This is a genomic window from Sphingopyxis selenitireducens, assembly GCF_051550705.1.
Classification (GTDB): Bacteria; Pseudomonadota; Alphaproteobacteria; order Sphingomonadales; family Sphingomonadaceae; genus Sphingopyxis.
Genome location: NZ_JBPULG010000005.1, coordinates 531,923 through 547,885, shown reverse-complemented (window position 1 = coordinate 547,885; position 15,963 = coordinate 531,923). Strand labels below are relative to the sequence as shown.

General features: G+C 59.8%; 12 protein-coding genes and 1 pseudogene. 6 read left to right on the top strand and 7 right to left on the bottom strand.

Features of this window, described 5'->3' with window-relative positions:
- Positions 1–390 precede the first annotated feature (390 nt).
- Genes ACSYDV_RS18695 through ACSYDV_RS18685 form a run of 3 tightly spaced genes read right to left on the bottom strand, consistent with a single transcriptional unit; the run spans position 391 to position 4,072 of the window.
- Positions 391–2,412, bottom strand: a complete 2,022-nt coding sequence (locus ACSYDV_RS18695) for a DUF3732 domain-containing protein (protein ID WP_438325344.1) — start codon at positions 2,410–2,412, stop codon at positions 391–393.
- Positions 2,413–2,415: 3 nt separating this feature from the next.
- Positions 2,416–2,907 carry a three component ABC system middle component gene (locus tag ACSYDV_RS18690; RefSeq protein ID WP_438325343.1) on the bottom strand — a complete coding sequence of 164 codons (492 nt, stop codon included), beginning with the start codon at positions 2,905–2,907 and terminating at the stop codon, positions 2,416–2,418.
- Positions 2,908–2,911: 4 nt separating this feature from the next.
- Complete coding sequence (locus ACSYDV_RS18685; RefSeq protein WP_438325342.1) at positions 2,912–4,072, bottom strand: ABC-three component system protein; 1,161 nt, start codon at positions 4,070–4,072, stop codon at positions 2,912–2,914.
- 534 nt (positions 4,073–4,606) lie between these two features.
- Between ACSYDV_RS18685 and ACSYDV_RS18680 the strand changes: the two genes are divergently transcribed.
- Positions 4,607–6,316, top strand: coding sequence for an ATP-dependent nuclease (locus ACSYDV_RS18680; protein WP_438325340.1), 1,710 nt, complete (start codon positions 4,607–4,609; stop codon positions 6,314–6,316).
- Positions 6,316–7,719, top strand: coding sequence for a UvrD-helicase domain-containing protein (locus ACSYDV_RS18675; RefSeq protein WP_438325338.1), 1,404 nt, complete (start codon positions 6,316–6,318; stop codon positions 7,717–7,719). The genes ACSYDV_RS18680 and ACSYDV_RS18675 overlap by 1 nt, the downstream gene beginning before the upstream one ends.
- Positions 7,720–7,940: 221 nt before the next feature.
- Here the strand turns inward: ACSYDV_RS18675 and ACSYDV_RS18670 are convergent, their stop codons facing one another.
- Complete coding sequence (locus ACSYDV_RS18670) at positions 7,941–9,266, bottom strand: alginate export family protein (protein ID WP_438325336.1); 1,326 nt, start codon at positions 9,264–9,266, stop codon at positions 7,941–7,943.
- Between the two features lie 275 nt (positions 9,267–9,541).
- Between ACSYDV_RS18670 and ACSYDV_RS18665 the strand changes: the two genes are divergently transcribed.
- Complete coding sequence (locus ACSYDV_RS18665) at positions 9,542–10,258, top strand: hypothetical protein (RefSeq protein ID WP_438325335.1); 717 nt, start codon at positions 9,542–9,544, stop codon at positions 10,256–10,258.
- Complete coding sequence (locus tag ACSYDV_RS18660; protein ID WP_438325333.1) at positions 10,255–10,968, top strand: hypothetical protein; 714 nt, start codon at positions 10,255–10,257, stop codon at positions 10,966–10,968. The genes ACSYDV_RS18665 and ACSYDV_RS18660 overlap by 4 nt, the downstream gene beginning before the upstream one ends.
- Before the next feature lie 602 nt (positions 10,969–11,570).
- Here ACSYDV_RS18660 and ACSYDV_RS18655 read toward each other — a convergent pair.
- Positions 11,571–11,840, bottom strand: a complete 270-nt coding sequence (locus ACSYDV_RS18655; protein ID WP_438325332.1) for a LuxR C-terminal-related transcriptional regulator — start codon at positions 11,838–11,840, stop codon at positions 11,571–11,573.
- Between the two features lie 53 nt (positions 11,841–11,893).
- On the opposite strand from ACSYDV_RS18655, the pseudogene ACSYDV_RS18650 reads away from it, so the two are divergent.
- A pseudogene (locus ACSYDV_RS18650) lies at positions 11,894–12,241 on the top strand (Hsp20/alpha crystallin family protein); the annotation flags it as partial.
- On the opposite strand, the gene ACSYDV_RS18645 reads toward ACSYDV_RS18650, so the two are convergent.
- Positions 12,238–14,442 carry a PAS domain-containing sensor histidine kinase gene (locus ACSYDV_RS18645; RefSeq protein WP_438325330.1) on the bottom strand — a complete coding sequence of 735 codons (2,205 nt, stop codon included), beginning with the start codon at positions 14,440–14,442 and terminating at the stop codon, positions 12,238–12,240. The pseudogene ACSYDV_RS18650 and the gene ACSYDV_RS18645 overlap by 4 nt on opposite strands.
- A gap of 124 nt (positions 14,443–14,566) precedes the next feature.
- Here ACSYDV_RS18645 and ACSYDV_RS18640 point away from each other — a divergent pair, with 124 nt between their 5' ends.
- Complete coding sequence (locus tag ACSYDV_RS18640) at positions 14,567–15,217, top strand: response regulator transcription factor (protein ID WP_438325328.1); 651 nt, start codon at positions 14,567–14,569, stop codon at positions 15,215–15,217.
- Between the two features lie 14 nt (positions 15,218–15,231).
- Here the strand turns inward: ACSYDV_RS18640 and ACSYDV_RS18635 are convergent, their stop codons facing one another.
- Positions 15,232–15,873 (bottom strand): PilZ domain-containing protein, encoded by a 642-nt coding sequence (locus tag ACSYDV_RS18635; RefSeq protein ID WP_438325326.1) that lies wholly within the window; start codon positions 15,871–15,873, stop codon positions 15,232–15,234.
- Positions 15,874–15,963 lie beyond the last annotated feature (90 nt).

Genomic DNA, 15,963 nt, shown 5'->3' with positions numbered 1-15,963 from the left:
TCTTTGGATTACGCATGACCGGAGGATTGGCCGCATTGGGTTGGAGACATCAACGCTCCATACCCCAGTTTCTCAGATCAGACGTCGCATTTCGAGGCGTCGCGATCGCGTGAATGGTGGTTTCATACGAAACAACGTGTTGCAGTGCAGCATCAGTCACCAACAAACTGCGATGCATTTGCGGATATCGGTGGTGTCTCATCCGCACAGCAGTAAGTGCTGCAGCGCGACCCGATGAAGGGGCTCCTTCATCACAAACTTGGCGGCCTTTCAGGCCGCCTTTTTGTTTGGCGGCTCTGCGCCTCATATCGGTCGTAGCTGGCCGCGATATCGCGGCCCGAAACCAGGCGCTCGCGACCGTTACAACACCGTGTCAGCAAAGCGCCTAATCTAAGCCGTAGGCTGCTCACCACTGCCAGCGTTGATCCAGTGCTGTGGAATCAGCCAGTCGCTATCGTTGCGCCAAGTCTCAATGCCCTTCACATTGTCGAGATCGCCCCATGCATTTTGGTCGGCATGGTCAAGAACAATAATCTGTAGAGCGCCGTTCAACTTCTTCTGCGCGCGCGCCAGCGCGCGGAATATCTGCTTAGTGCTGTCGAGATCATTGAGTCGCCTACTCCGCCGACCCGTTCCGTCAGCCGCCGATCGCCCTTCTACAACCCGTTCGAACGTGTCACTGGGGAAGTATACTTGGCTTGGCTGGTCGATAACTAGAAAAGTGGGAACTGGGTTTGCACTGCCGCGCCGCAAAAACACGCTTTGTAATGCGAGAAGCGCTGCCAGATGATAAGCCATCCAGTTCTCGCCGCTACCGATCTCCCATAGATAGTCTGGCTTTGCGTCAGGCCCTCGGTTGAACCTTAGGCTCAGCTCTTTCTGATCTAGAACCGGCACACCATCGGCGCCATCGATGCCAAGGTATTTAATGAAGCGCTCGATATAGGTAGTGACGTGCTTGGCGACATCCATTTCCCTGATCGCGCGCTGCGCTGGATTGGACTGGCTTTCAAGGTTGGCGATGCGCTTGGCGAGTTCCGCTGCCTGGGCGGCAAGGCCCCCATCCCCCTCGACATCTGCGAACATGCGTAGCGCTTGCTCCGTGCTTCCGATAAAGCGAAATACCGCCTCAAGACTCTGGCTCACGTGCCGTTCCTTGTCAGCCTCACGTTCAAGTTCGAAGCGCGTCCGGCGACCGGCGATTAGGGCTCGTTCATCCTCAAGGAGAGTCCTCTGAATCTTCGCGATGTCAGCATCGACCATTGGCGCCGCCGTCGCAGCACCGACACCTAGTTCTTCAAGCTCAGTAATTGGTTCCTCGAGTTGTTCCAGTTGGAGGCGTGCCACATCGGTATCTGAGCCACATAACGCACACTGTTCATGACTCAGGTGCGCCTGGAACCAGCCCACGCCATGTACTGCGGCGCGCTGCTCCTCCAGCACCTCATCGAAATCGCCGACGGATTTACGAAGTGCCTTAAGACGCCGAAGACGCCTCTTGTCATCGTTCATTTTACGGTCAAGCTGCTGTTCTTGAGCTTTCAATTCTTCTAGTCGTTGCACCGCTTTCGAAATGCGCCCAGGCACCTGTACGCTGCGCCCGCCAGCTTCGACAACCGTACGTAAGATACCAATCAGATCGGGCAGGCTTGCGGGCGGTTCACCGGCCGGAAGTAAGCTGAGTTCCTGCGCCCGATAAAAGGCGCCGGTCGCATTTGACCGCCATGAATCGAGCCCATTACGCCGTAGCTTCAATTCTCCTTCGATTTTGCGCAACATGTCACGGAGCTGGCTTAGTTCGTGAATGCGAGCGAGATCGCCATTGTTAATTACCCCCATTGCCAGGGGCAACACGTTGCGCAGTTTTTCACGATGTGTGTGCGAGTCCGCTTTGAAGAAAAGCGTGTTTGGATTGGCGACGATATGCTGAGGTAAGAAGTTGAAGCTCGCCAAGTCACGAAAGGACGCGCGTTGATTCCAACCCTTGTCCTGCTGGGGGTCCAATCGCAGGTCGGACAACCCGCTCAGCGTGTCCATCATCAGCTTAAAGCTATCTACGTTGCCAGTGATCATCGGCTGGCGAGGCAACGGTGCCAGTGCATCGTCCCCGCGCTGCACCGACATATCGCGCGATCCTGATCGTCCGTCCGGTTTCCGCCTCGCAACACGCATCGGGCCCGCGTCGGTTTCGATCTCAAGCCCATACCAAGAAGCGAAGTCCCGAATCTCGCCGACTGGTATATGACAGGTTTCAGCGCCGAACACATAGTCTATGATACTAATGATGGAAGATTTTCCAGTACCGCTCCACCCCGTGATTACGCTGATTTTGTCCAGATCGAAGCGAACCGCGCGCGGCTCAAGCTCCACATCTTGTGGCCAGATGACCAATCGCTTGATGTGCAGTTTCATAGCTCAGAACTCGATCATCAAATGTCGTGAGAGCAGCGGGAGTGGATCCGCAGCGAAGAAGGCGCCAAGGCGGCGTGCAGCGCCGTAAATGCGCGACGTTCCACCTTCAGCTTGGCGTATCGGTGAGGGGAGCGCGGCGCCGACAGCGCGGTAGCTTGGAAAACCTGGTCCACCCTCTCGAAGAAGCAATCCGCTCGACGTGCCGAGCTGGAGCGCAGAAAGCGCCAGCGGAGCGTGCGCCTCGAGCCGCTGCTGGAGGCCAGCAATAATATGAGGTTGGTCAGCAACTGCCTTCATGATGCCGCTATCGAATTGCATGCGGTGGAGCTTATCGACCGAAGCGCGATGGTGAAGGATTGCCATCGCGATATAGAAGTGCGGAAGCACCGGTGGCGCTCCTCTCGCATGCTCGCCAAACTGGCCGGAAAAATGCCAGAACGCTGTCGCGCCGAGCGCTGGGTTCCGCAGCACTAGTTCCTCATGGTCCTGCCGCACAGCGCTACTTATCCTTCTTAAAAGCTGGGTCCCACCAGACCAAGTCTTCGTCGGCCAATCGGTGGTAGTGACCGGCGGTCATATAGAGTTCATCACACGCGTGGCCGCCGAGCGGTTCGTGATGGTCAGTTGTCGAGCGAGCGAGGATGTGTTGGCCACGCGCCATGTCGTCTGCTTCCGGTAAGTCGAGCTTCACGCGCCGCACTACTCCGCGCCAACGCGCTGCGAGCCGGTCACTGCGATCTGCCCACTCCCGATCCGGGATCTCGCCTTGGGTGGTCAGCCGATGCTTCTCGATATTGAACTGAAGAAAATGATCGATCGCTTCAAACACGACATCGTCCTCGCTCTTGATGCGACCGAGATGAGCGACAAACGGCCGCGCCTTTACACGCTCGCGGTCTGTATCCTCCAGCATCACTTCGCGCGACGGCCTAGGTAATAAGCGTTGCCGAATTAGCGATTGTTCTGTGCGGCGACACTGTCGAACACAGGCACTCCGCTCGATCATTCCGATCTCACGTGCCTGCCATCGGTCCCGCAGTAAACGAGTCACCCAACCGAGCAAATTATCGACGACCATATCGGCATCGACTCCGGGGTCGATAGCCAGCGCGGTGGCGAGCATTCCCCGGCTCTCCCCCAGTGAACTGCTCTCGATAATCTCGACCTTGGCTAAAAGCGTCGCGAGCATGTCGTCGGACCGAGCAAGTACATCATCAATGATTTTTTGAATCTTAGAGTTCGACTTCGGACCGCTGTCCGAGCGGAGCTTGGCGACCGCCACGGCAGCGTCAATTTCCTTCGCCTGATATTGTTTCAGCGCGGAGACAATGGAGTCGCTCGAGACCGTGTTCGTAACGAGCAGATAACGGACGCAGCTTGGTCCATCGGGTCCTTCGTGAAGGGCTAGCCATAATTGTAAGGTCCGCCAGAGATCCTTGCTGCGATTCCTAAGGATATCTCGTCCAGCCTGGACGCTATTCTTGTCTTGCTCGACGAGCGTCGGCTTGCCGCCGCGAAAAACTGCAACATCGTCAGGATGTTCCACGGCAACTACGGCGCCTTCGCCGGCAGTGGCGAGGTGGAACAGCGCGCGCTCCAGCTGAAAGATATAGCCGGAAAATGCCGGAGCGGCTGTCGCCGAACGTTTTGCGGTCGCCACTATTCCTCCCGATTCCCAAAGCACTTACTACCTAGCCTAAGAGGGCAAGCTGCGGAAAGGAAGGGGATTGATGTCCTGCGCCGGGACACTGCTACTTTGAGTGAGAAGTAGGCGCAAAAAATGTGACACCGCTGCCCAGAAACTATCGGTCAACTAAAGACTGGGACTATATGGTATCTTCTGGCGCGATCCGACGCGCGCGTGCCGATGATCGGTTGCGCGAAACTATAGATGAGATGGATCTGGCCCATCACCAAGAAGCCCTGCTGCAATCACTCCGGTGCTATCATTCAGAACTGATAATTCCCCCCACTGTATCATTCAGAACGGCGCTAAGCGGCCGCCAGTTGAGATTGCCGGTCACTTGTCCCAGTCTTGGCGAGTGGATCCGTAAATGCCACCAGCAGTCTCGATCTATTACAATGCGCTTATAACGTCATAAAATCGATTGCTACGCGAGATGAATTTCCTAGCATTTCCGGCCATCCGACCGCAGATGGAGACGGCGTCGTACGGACTACTGGGGGAAGAGATTTGGCTCGGATTAGGCGGATCATCATCAAGAACTTCCGGAGTATCAGGAAACTGGACTGGGTCCCAACCTCGGGGCTGAACTGCATCGTAGGGCCAGGCGATACCGGCAAGACCACAATTCTGGATGCGATTGATCTGTGTCTCGGTGCCCGCCGCAATGTGCAATTCTCTGACGCTGACTTCCACGCGCTCGACGTGAGTCAGCCGATTGAAATCGTTATATCGATCGGTGAACTTGATGAGCCGTTGAAGATGATGGACGCTTACGGGCAGTATCTTCGCGGCTTCAACCTTACGACAGGACAGATCGAGGATGAGCCAGCGGTGGAGCTGGACACGATCTTGACCGTGGGGTTGACGGTCGCCGACGATCTGGAGCCGGCGTGGTCGCTTTATTCCGATCGCGCCGCTGCGGCAGGTCAGTCTCGAAACCTGATCTGGGCCGACCGACAGCGGCTGGCCCCTAGCCGTATTGGCGAGCTCGCGGTGCAGAATTTGGGGTGGCGTCGCGGAAGCGTGCTAACCAAGCTTTCTGAAGAGAAGCCAGAGTTCGGCGCCTTCATGACAAAGGCTGCTCGCGACGCGCGCGAAGCGTTCGGCGACGAGGTGAAAGATCAGCTCAAGGACGTACTAGAAATCGTGACCCGCACGGCCGGCGAGCTCGGCATATCTGTCGGCTCGGCAGCGAAAGCGATGCTTGAAGCCCAGAGTGTATCCCTAACCGGCGGCGCAATAAGTCTGCACGACGAAGGCGGCGTTCCCTTACGAAGCTTGGGTGTCGGATCCAGTCGCTTGCTCCTCGCCGGCTTGCAACGTGAGGCATCGAAGCAGTCGACGATGCTACTCATCGACGAAATGGAGCATGGACTGGAACCCCATCGTATCGCCCGACTTTTGGAGTCTTTGGAGGTGAAGGCTGATCAGCCTAAGGTACAAACCTTTACCACCACGCATTCGCCGGTTGTCGTCCGCGAAATCTCGGGGGCGCAGCTGTGGATTATGCGCCGTAGCGACGGCGATCACGACATACAGCTCGCGGGAACGGATGGCCCGATCCAAGGTGCGCTGAGGCTGTTTCCCGAAGCGTTTCTCGCTCGCTCCGTCATTGTGTGCGAGGGAGCGAGCGAAGTGGGGCTTCTCCGTGGCCTGAGCCAGTACGGGGCCGCGAACGGCAGTAAGAGCATCGAAACACTTGGTGGCGCTCTCGTGGATTCCGGTGGCGTATCCAAGATATATGGAAGAGCGACAGCGTTTCTGGCACTTGGCTATCGAACGATGGTGCTCCGTGATGACGACGAGCAACCGGATCCGCTCGTCGAAGCTGATTTCCTGATAAAGGGCGGAAAGCTTGTAAAGTGGCGCCCTGGATACGCCCTTGAGGACGAACTGTTTCAAGCCATTCGAGCACCCGACATCGACCGATTGCTCGATTATGCCGTTGATATTCACGGCGACGAACATGTGAGCAGCAAGATCTCGACGATCTCGCAGGGTGCCAAGAATCTGGCCAGTGCACGCGGAGATATATCGACGGAGAACAGGGCGCTGCTTGGGACGGCATCTCGCGCGAAGAAGTCCGGGTGGTTCAAGCAGGTCGGTTGGATGGAGCATGTAGGTAGAGAAATCCTCGGCCCTGGGCTGGCTGAACTGCAGCAACCCTTTCAGGACCAGATCCGAGGAATATACGACTGGCTTGCGGAAGGCCTGTGATGGTTGACCTTTTAACCGTAAATCGTGGCGCTGTGACTGCGCCAGCCGGGTGCGGAAAGACTTACCTCATCGCTGACGCTCTCAAACGCCATCGTGAGCGGAAGCCGATACTTGTCCTGACGCACACTAATGCTGGGGTGGCGGCGTTACGCGCCAGACTGGACGCTTTCGGGGTCCCATTCACGCGCTATCGTCTGGCGACACTTGATGGATGGGCGATGCGCTTAGCGTCAACCTTTCCCTCTAGAAGCTCGATCAATCCAGTTGCACTGTCGCTTGGCAATCCCGGAAACGACTATCCGGCGATCCGAAACGCCGCGGCGTCACTTCTGGCCGCTGGTCACGTCACGGATGTCATACGGGCAAGTTACGCACGCCTGATTGTCGACGAGTATCAGGACTGTTCGGAAAGGCAGCATGCCATGGTCACATGGCTAGCACAGGCGGTTCCGACCTGCGTGCTTGGCGACCCCCTACAGGCGATCTTCGGTTTCGGCGGCGATAATCTTCCTAGTTGGGATACCGAAGTGTGTGCCTATTTCCCCGTCGTGGCCCAGCTCACTGAGCCTTGGCGGTGGATCAACGCCGGGGCTGCTGATCTCGGTAATTGGCTTCTCCAGGCGCGGGACTCGATGGTGGCAGGGCATCAGGTCGATGTACGGTCGGCACCAGCAGGCCGGTTGGACTGGGTACAGCTGACCGGAGCAAATGACCTCGCTTCCAGAGTTGCCGCAGCGTCGGTCCCCGCCTCGTCCGACCAGAAAGTCCTAATCATCGGATTCGCGACATCGCCGGCGCAGCAGCGAGCCATTGCCAGCCGGGTGGCAGGGGCAATCGTAGTCGAAGCTGTCGATCTGAAGGATCTCGTCGCGTTTGGTCAAAACTTCCTGCCAACATCTGCAATGGCGCTCGAACAGATGGCGGCTTTCGCCGACGAGCTTATGTCCGGTGCAGGCGCGGTACAGGTGGCGGCCTCGATTAGAGCAAAGATCGGGCTCGGCTTTCCACCACAGGGCCACTTGGAGTCCGCTGGCTATGCCCTAGTCAACGATCGCAGCTATTCTGCGGCGCTTGATTTTCTGGTTGAACTGGGCCGGCAGGCGACCGGTGGGATTCATCGTGACGCCGTGATGCGCGCTTGCATCCGTGCCTTGCGCAGCTGCCTAGGTCCTAATCCATCATTTCAAGATTCGACCGTCCAAGTGCGGGAGCAGAGCCGCCTGATTGGCCGTCCGCTAGCTGCGAGGTCGGTTGGCAGCACGCTGCTAATGAAGGGGTTGGAAGGCGACGTTGCGGTGATTTTGGACGGCGACGATCTAAATTTCCACCACCTCTACGTCGCAATGACCCGTGGAGCGAAGAAGCTAATCGTTTGTTCGGCCTCACCGACCCTCGGTTGGTGACGGAACAGGCTCAGCATGGCTGAAACGCGAGACGATGTTGGACGGGGCCCCGCTACGGCGCGAGCCTAGTTTTGTACAAATAAATGCTTCGGAGCGCTCAACCTCAGGGGCGTTGGAGAGCCGTTGTTCTTTGCGTACGAGGGACCTCCCAAGCTTTCCAAATGACAGATATGGCGGTTAGTTATCCAGAAGCGGACGGTCAGCAAACGGCCATCGGCGGCCTAAAAGCTGATCGTGACATTGGCCGAGTTATAAAGGGTAGTGCCTCTTGCAGGTGCGTTTGGCGCATCGCGGAGGAAACGGCCCTTGGCGAGCAGAAGACCGTTCCATTCGAGGCGGAGGCGCTTCGGGATGAGCCAGTAGCGGACGCGCGCCTCGATCTGGTGGCCAGCGAAGCGCCCCGAATTGCCGGAAGCGTCTCGAACGCCCGTCGTCGAGAAGCTGTCATAGCGCGACGCGAGCCAAAGCGGACGGTAGGCGGCGAAGGCATCGAGTCGTTTCGACGGGGCCGCTTCGACGCGCAGGCCCGTTGCTATGATGTTTGCACGACCGGCCGCGTTATAAAGACCGGCAGGCGCGAGATCGGCGCGCCGCATGCCGAACAGTGTGTCGAAGCGGGTGAACTTGCCGCCGCGACCATCGCCGCTCGCATAGTCGAACTCGAGCGCGATACGCGGTGACCACGGATGCTTGAAAGTGTACCCCGCCTCAAGATGGGTGAACCAAGCCGAAACATCGAGCCTCGATGCCGCCGGAGCGAGCGAGGCGCTCACCGAACCGGACTGGTAGAAGGTTTCGCTCTCGAAGTCGGCTCGACCGGCAGCGGGGTCCCGATAGAGGCGAAGGCCGAACGTATCGAGCGAACGGTCGCGGGTCGCGAGATGGGGGGAGTCGCGCTCTCCCAGATGAAAGTAGGAGAGCTCAGCGGCGCTGCGCTTGCCAGATAGCTTCTTCGCGGCAAGACCGCCCCACAGGACAAGGTCGAAACTCTCGCGATCGAACTTGACGCGGTTGTCGACGAGGTCGGGGCGATTGTCCGGGAGGCGGACTTGCGGCAGCGTGTAGATCAGCGTCGCCGACAGGTCGTCGGGCAACCCGAGATCGGCGCGGATGCCGGTGTAGCCGTTGGTCGTGTTGCGATAGTCGTCGGCGGCGACGAGGCGGCGCGATCCGAGATTCAGGGTGAAACGGCCTGCCTGCAGGCCGAGCTTCGTGCCCGGCCCGAAAGCGTCCGGCATCTCATAGCCGACGTAAGCCTGCACCAGTTCGAGCGTGTTGACCTCACCCGTGGTGATCGGTGTCCCGGCGTCGCCGCCATAAACCCGGCTGTCGTAGAGCTCGGCGCCGAGCCTCAGCCGTCCGGTGCGATACTCGGCCGTCACGATCGTACGGATGTTGAAGAGATCGTCGGATTCGTTGAAGCCCGCACGGGGCTGCCCCTCGATCGTCTCATAGCGGAGGCGCGTGTTGGCGCTCAGTGTCAGACCGTCCTCGGCATAGGCAGGGGTGGCGACGAGCAGCAGGATCGAAAAAGAAAAGCGCTTCAAACAAACCTCCTCGTCCCCGCGCGCGCAGGGACCAAAAGGCAACGCTTGAGCGCACGCTGCGCTTGTCCGGGAGGTTGCTTCGCCCCGGCGAGTTTGGGTCTAGATCGGACAGAGCGGAGCAGCAAGAAAGATGGGATACTAAGCAAGCAACGGCAGCTTTTATATGGTCGCTTCCTGAAGCGGACCGTCAGCCACCGGCCAGCACTGATTGCTCGGAAGGACGAGGGGACGTAGTTGCTGCGAAGCTTGCACGGGCTGCATCAAGCTACCTTGACGTGGAGGATTTGCCGTTGCTTTCTCATCTCCTGAAGCAGGAGGGAAAGGTGCTGGAACGTCATACAATATATCTGCTGCTGCTTTGGGGAATCGGGGTACCGATGGGACAGGCGGCGACTGCAGCGGAGGCAGAACCCCCATATTGGATGCTTTGCACCATGGAAACGTCAGGCGGGGCGGGGACGCCGGTGGCCATGCTGGTCGTCGAACCGTTTCCGGCGAAACGGGAAAAGGGGCCCGGGCTCGGGACGGGTATCGGATCGTTGTTCGACAAGGCGGTCGGGACCGGCACGATAATTCCGGGATACCGGATGTTCGCCAGCTTCAGTTCGGACACCTGTCGTGCCTTTCTGACAGAGGCCGATGCGCTCGCGAAGCGCGACCAATGGAAAAGCAGTGCGAACTACCGGATCGTCAAGTTTGTTGAATGGCGCCCGGGCGCCGAGTGGACCGGCATTGCGGGTGGCGCCTCAAATATTCGGGTCACCGGGAGCGCCGGTGGCCCCGGAAATCCCGCTGACAAGAGCGGAGCGACGGTCGAGGCTATCAAATCGCCGCTCGATCCTGCCTGGAACGAACAAATCCTCGCGGAGCAGCGCCGACAAGCGGCGAATGCTGCGCGCGCCGCCGCGTTGGCACTTCGCAATCAGGTCAAGGAACAGGCGGAGACCGCGCGGTTGTTCGACGAGATGCGCAAGCGGGGGCGGGCACAATGAAATATTTCGTCCTGCTCGCCGCCGTCATGAGCCTCCCCCTCCCAGCGGCCGCACAGGGATCTGGAGGGGGACCCGCTCCGCGGATGCTACCCGAAGCCTCGCTCATCAATGGCGCCTCGGGCAAGCGCGGAAGCATCGACATCTATTCTTTCGTGACGCTGCCGGGCGAGACAAATCGCACGGTGGTGAACATGAAGAGCAAGACTCCCGTCGAGGTTCGACTGCTTGATCCTGCCGGAAATGTCATCGTGCAGCAAAATGGCGTCGGGACGGTCGCGCTTGAGGCTGTGTCGTCCTGGGGCGATGTATACTCGGTCGCGGTTATCCGTGCCGATAGCACTGCGCCCTACACGATCGAGCGAGAAAGAACGCCCGCTTCGCTCGAGCGTTTCATCGTTGCACACATGGCCGGGTACCGGCGTGACGAGGCGGGTGCGTCGACGAGTTGCTGGATTGTGCCCGGCGAAACGCTGCGCACCGACTATGGAGACCATGTCACCGAACGCTCGATGCGCGAGGATATGGTGAGAATGCGAATTCTGCGGAAGGATCGTCCCGTCTCGATCGTTCCCGTTCGCATGGCGATCGAAGGGGAAGTCGTTGCGATCACCGAAGTCGAGGAAGGCGAAACCTATCGACGGACGTTGAGCCTCGATCCAGCGCGTGTGCGCTTCGATCCCCATTACAAATTCGTCAGCTACACCTGCTGATCTTCAGGCCACTGACCCGGATGCGTTCGCCGGCGGCCATCCGACTGAGACATGGCGTCGGACAGCCGCGCGGCGATACGCTTAGAAGTGCACATGGCGGCGGCAGACCGATCGATCGCCGTTGACATCTGTGCTCATTCCAAATGCCTCTGGCGAGAAATGGTTTCATCCTGCAACAGCCGAGAAAGGGGGGGCGGCCGTTTTGGCCGGCCCCCTTCGGAGCAGGGTTTAGCGCAGAGCTGCCAGAACGGCCTCGGCCAGTGGCAAGCTGGAGGCCGGGTTCTGGCCGGTCAGCAGATTGCCGGCGCGCACGACATGGGCGCCCCAAAGGGTGGCTATGTTATAGATCGGCGGGCGCCTACCCATCGGCGGTTGGTGACCTACGACGGGAAAACCGTCATGAACGAGGCGGGCAGTTGTCGTCTTTACGTCCCTCCCCCGGACGTGTCAGAATGGATGCGACGCGCCAGACCTCCCCAAAATTAGACTTTTTTGACGTTGTGCGCGTTCGCACGAGGATGGTGCAATGTCCGCTTCCTTTGATCCGCGCCCTAAAGCTGTCCGGCCGTAATCGGCCATGAGTCGCCTTCTACCCCTGGCTCTTAAGCGTCGAAACTCCGGATGCTGCGCGGCGCATGCGGCCGGACGTCCATCAAGGGAATCGATGGCGAAGCGAGCGTAAGCAGCCTTACCGCTTCGACCATGGTGCGCACGCCGAGGCGCCGGACGGCGCGCTCGCGATGGACCTCGATCGTTCGGACGCTGAGACCAAGCTCGAACGCAATGCCTTTTGTCATGATCCCATCGGCGACGAGCAGGAGTACCTGCCGTTCGCGGGGAGACAGGGATGCGACCCGGCTAGCGGCATCCAAAGCGCCGGGACTGTCATCGGTCAGGTGGCTTTCGAGTTCGCGAAGTCGATGGCGGCATCGAAGTCGACGCGGAACTGCCGGGCGTGGATGGGCAGAATATCGAGGTGCTGGTCGACAACGATGAACTCGTCATCGCCGGTGAAACGCGCCGCGAAAACCAGGTCGAAAGGGGCGGCTATCGGATCGCCGAACGTCAGGTGGGGCAATTCCGCCGCGTGATCCGGTTGCCGTTCGAACCGGACCCGGAAAGGATCGAAGCCGAGGTAAAGAACGGCATTTTGAACCTGAAGATCGCGCAGCCTGCCGAGACGGATCGCACAAAACGCATCGCGGTGAAGTCGGGCGCTGCCGATACGGCCTCTGCCGGGAAGTCGGAAGACCGGAGCGAAGCGGCTGCTTAGGGAGCGGTCGCGACTCTCGGGGCGGCGGACAATTCCAATGTCATGACCGACCCCGAAGCGTTGCTGCGCTGAACGGAAATATGACCCCCATGGGCTTCTACGATGGTGCGGCAAATCGTCAGTCCGACACCCAGCCCCCCGGCTTTTGTCGAACCGAACGACGTGAACAGGCCTTCGCGGACCTGGCTTGCGAATCCCGGGCCATTGTCTTCGACATCGATCGCGACGCCGTTGCCGCTCTGTCTGGCTGTGATCGTCAATCTTCGCTCGTCCTGCCCCTCCATCGCCTCGACGGCATTGCGGAAGAGGTTGAAGAACACCTGCTGAATCTGAACGGGGTCGGCCATCGCCTCCACATCGCCGAGATCGCGCTCGACACGCACGGCCGCCAACGCTTCGTTGGGGATCGCCAGGGCGAGCGCATCGTCGACAAGGCCTGCCAGCCGAACGGGCTGCAACTGGGCCTTGCCGCGACTTACCATGCGCCGCAAACGTCGGATGATCTCGCCGACATGCTGCGAGGCCGCCCCAGCCTCGTCTATCGCGGCGGCGACTTCGGGTATGGCCGCGGCGCCTCGCTCGCGCAGCATCCGCCGCGCGCCGCCCATATAGTTGGAAATTCCGGTGAGCGGCTGGTTGATTTCATGCGCCAGCGCCGACGCCATGGTGCCCATCGCACTCAGCCGCGACACGTGAATCAACTCGTTTTGCAGTTCGTTCAGCCGTTGCTGCGCCTCGAGCCGCTCGCTGAGATCGGACATCGCGCCGATCATCCGAATGGCCTTTCCGTCGTCGTCGCGAATAACATAGCCGCGATCGAGAACTTGCGCATAGCTGCCATCCACGCGGCGGAAACGATATTCGCATTGCCAGCGATCCCTGCCGTCATCGACGAAGCCGTGAATGTCCTCGACGACCGATTCGCGATCCTGATCGTGAATCCGCTCCTTCCACCAGTCGACATGGGGGCCGGGCAACTCGCCCGCGAGCTGTTCGACCGCCTCGTTCCAGGTAAGCTCGCCGGTGAGAAGATCCCAGTCCCACACCGCATCGTTCGTCGCCCGGGCGGCCAGCCGGTAGCGCTCGTCGCTGCGCCGGATCCGCGTCTCGGTCTCGAGCCGGCGCGTGATGTCGCGCGACATGCCGATCAGACCGCGGAGTTCTCCCTCGACGATCCAAGGCACCTTGATGGTGTGAAAGGTCCGCGGTACGCCGCGGATCGGGACGTTCTCCTCGACGATCGAACTCGTACCCGTCTCCAGGACGTGACGGTCGGCAGCGGCAAAGTCTTCGGCGATTTCGGGCGAAAATACGTCTTCGACCCTGCGACCGAGCAGATTCAGCCCGGATTGCTCGAGCGCGCGATTGACCAGAACGAAACGGCGGTCGAGGTCCTTGACGAAAATGGAGTCCTGGGCGCTGTCGATGATGGCGGCAAGCAACGTCGCCGTCTCGGCCGCCTTTGCGCTCGCCGCCCGCCTCTCGGTTATGTCCTCGGCGACAATGACCGTCGATGGCGCCTCCGCCTCGTGCCGCATGAAGGATATGTTCACCGAGCACCACCGCGCGGTGCCGTCGGCGCGAAGGAAGCGCAGCTCGGCGGCCATCGGTTCGCCCGACCGCCGATGCGTGCGAACGATCGCGTGATAATCGCTCAGATCGTCGGGATGAATCAGTTCGCTGATCGTGAGGGCGGACAGTTCGGTTTCCGACCGGCCCACGATGCGGCAAAAATGGTCGTTGGCGAGCGCCGGTCTCTCCGCCCCGTCGAACTGGCCGATACCGATGAACGCTTGGCGGAACAGCGCATCGAGGGCGCGGCGGCGCGACCGAGCGGCCTCGAGTTCCTCGCGACGCTCGGTGATGTCACGAAAGAACACCGTCAGCTGTGTCCCCGACGGGACGGCATGCACTTCGTACCATGTATTCAGCGGTGCAAAGAAGGTTTCGAACCTTTCGCTCGCCTGATTGGCGACGGCGAACCGATATCGCTCGTCGAAGATCGAGCCGACCGCTTCGGGGAAACACTCCCAGATATTGCGGCCCACCAGCTCGCCCGCACCAAGTTCGCGCACAGCATTTCGGTTACCGAAGACGAAGCGCCAGTCGGGATCAAGGACGAAGACGCAGTCGGTCGTTCGCTCGAAAAAATCTGCGGCGGAGAGGTCCAGCATCGCTGCTCCACAGGTTTCAAACATCATGTGCCTTCCCTTACCGGTCCCGGGGGGCGAGGCCAATGCGGAGCAGCGTCGCAAGACGCGGCTTTGTTCTTTCGCAACTCAAGTCTATGAAATGAAACCAACGACAGGAGATGGGAGACAGGATATGGACTCCACTGCGGACCCAGCCGCCTCCTCGCCGATCGGCACGCGCCGCGTGTATATCGTCGATGACGACCAGATGGTGCGACGTTCAACGTCGTTTCTCCTGAACAGTGCCGGCTATTTGGTGAGAGCCTTTCTCTCGGGCCGGGATTTTCTCGGCGAGCTGGCGGGGCTTCAGCCCGGTATCACGCTGCTCGACGTGCGAATGCCCGATATCGACGGGCTGGCCGTGCTTGAGCATATGCCAAGTGACTTGCGCCAGATTTTCCCGGTCGTCGTCGTTACAGGACATGGCGACCTGCCGACTGCTGTCCGGGCCATGAAGCTCGGCGCCAAGGATTTTCTGGAGAAGCCGTTTTCAGAGGATGCGTTGTTCGAGATACTCGAAACCATCTTTGGCCAGCTTGCCGACGAGGTCGACCATATATCGCGGCGCGACCATGCCCGAGCGTTGATCGGCCGTTTGTCGCCGCGCGAGCTCGACGTACTTCGGGGCCTGATCGGGGGCGAGCCCAACAAACTGGTGGCCCACAATCTTGGTCTCAGCGTCCGGACCGTCGAGATGCATCGCGCGAAGATGCTTGACCGTCTCCAGGTCCGGACGCTGCCTGACGCCATCCGAACGCTGTTCGTCGCCGACCTGAAATTGTAACGCTTATATCGATGTCAAAAATCGGCGCCGGACAAGGCCCTGAGTGACCCGAGATCGGCAACGCTGAGATTCTCGGTAAGCCAGATTCCGGCAACCCCGTCACGCGACCACCGAACAATGCCGCGCCGCTCGAGTTCGCCCGCGAGAAGGATCTTGATCGGCAGGCCGGGGGTGAACCCTCCGCTGTGCACAATTTTCATACCCGACTGAGAAATGTCGCGAAGCCGGACGAACTGGGTGCCATCTTCGCAGGTGATCGCGACGGTCTTGCCGAAAGGGAGGCGCAACGGACGGTAATCTCCGGCATATCGCTCTTGATAGAGCCGCTTCAACGTCTTCGCGCTGTCGATGGGATCGCCCAGCTTGACCCCGCAATAGTCGCCGTCTCGCCAAACGATCGTCCCCTGAAGGCTGCAACCTTCCGCCAATTCGATAACAATTGGCGTACCCGGGCAGGCGGGAAGCGAGAGCGAAAGCATGATGCCTCCATCCGAAAGATTCCGCACCTTGGCGAGCCCTTGGTCGCCGTTCGCCGTCACCCGCGCGACGCGGTACACTGTGCGGAGGCGCTGCTGGTCACGCCGCTCGGGTTGCGAAAGCATGGCAACCGGGAAATCGGTAATTTTCGATTCAGTTGAAACAGGCAGATTGTGCATGCGTAACCCTCCTTGCGGCGGGAATTGCGATGCTTTCCGGGAATGTTATAGATCGGAAAAATACGGGCGGGGCGTTTATCATTTGGTAAC

What these genes read in the sequence shown, in the direction of transcription:
- ACSYDV_RS18675 (WP_438325338.1), top strand. Translation starts at nt 6,316, where the DNA reads ATGGTTGACCTTTTAACCGTAAATCGTGGCGCTGTGACTGCGCCAGCC.
- ACSYDV_RS18695 (WP_438325344.1), bottom strand. Translation starts at nt 2,412, where the DNA reads ATGAAACTGCACATCAAGCGATTGGTCATCTGGCCACAAGATGTGGAG.
- ACSYDV_RS18640 (WP_438325328.1), top strand. Translation starts at nt 14,567, where the DNA reads ATGGACTCCACTGCGGACCCAGCCGCCTCCTCGCCGATCGGCACGCGC.
- ACSYDV_RS18635 (WP_438325326.1), bottom strand. Translation starts at nt 15,873, where the DNA reads ATGCACAATCTGCCTGTTTCAACTGAATCGAAAATTACCGATTTCCCG.
- ACSYDV_RS18660 (WP_438325333.1), top strand. Translation starts at nt 10,255, where the DNA reads ATGAAATATTTCGTCCTGCTCGCCGCCGTCATGAGCCTCCCCCTCCCA.
- ACSYDV_RS18645 (WP_438325330.1), bottom strand. Translation starts at nt 14,442, where the DNA reads ATGATGTTTGAAACCTGTGGAGCAGCGATGCTGGACCTCTCCGCCGCA.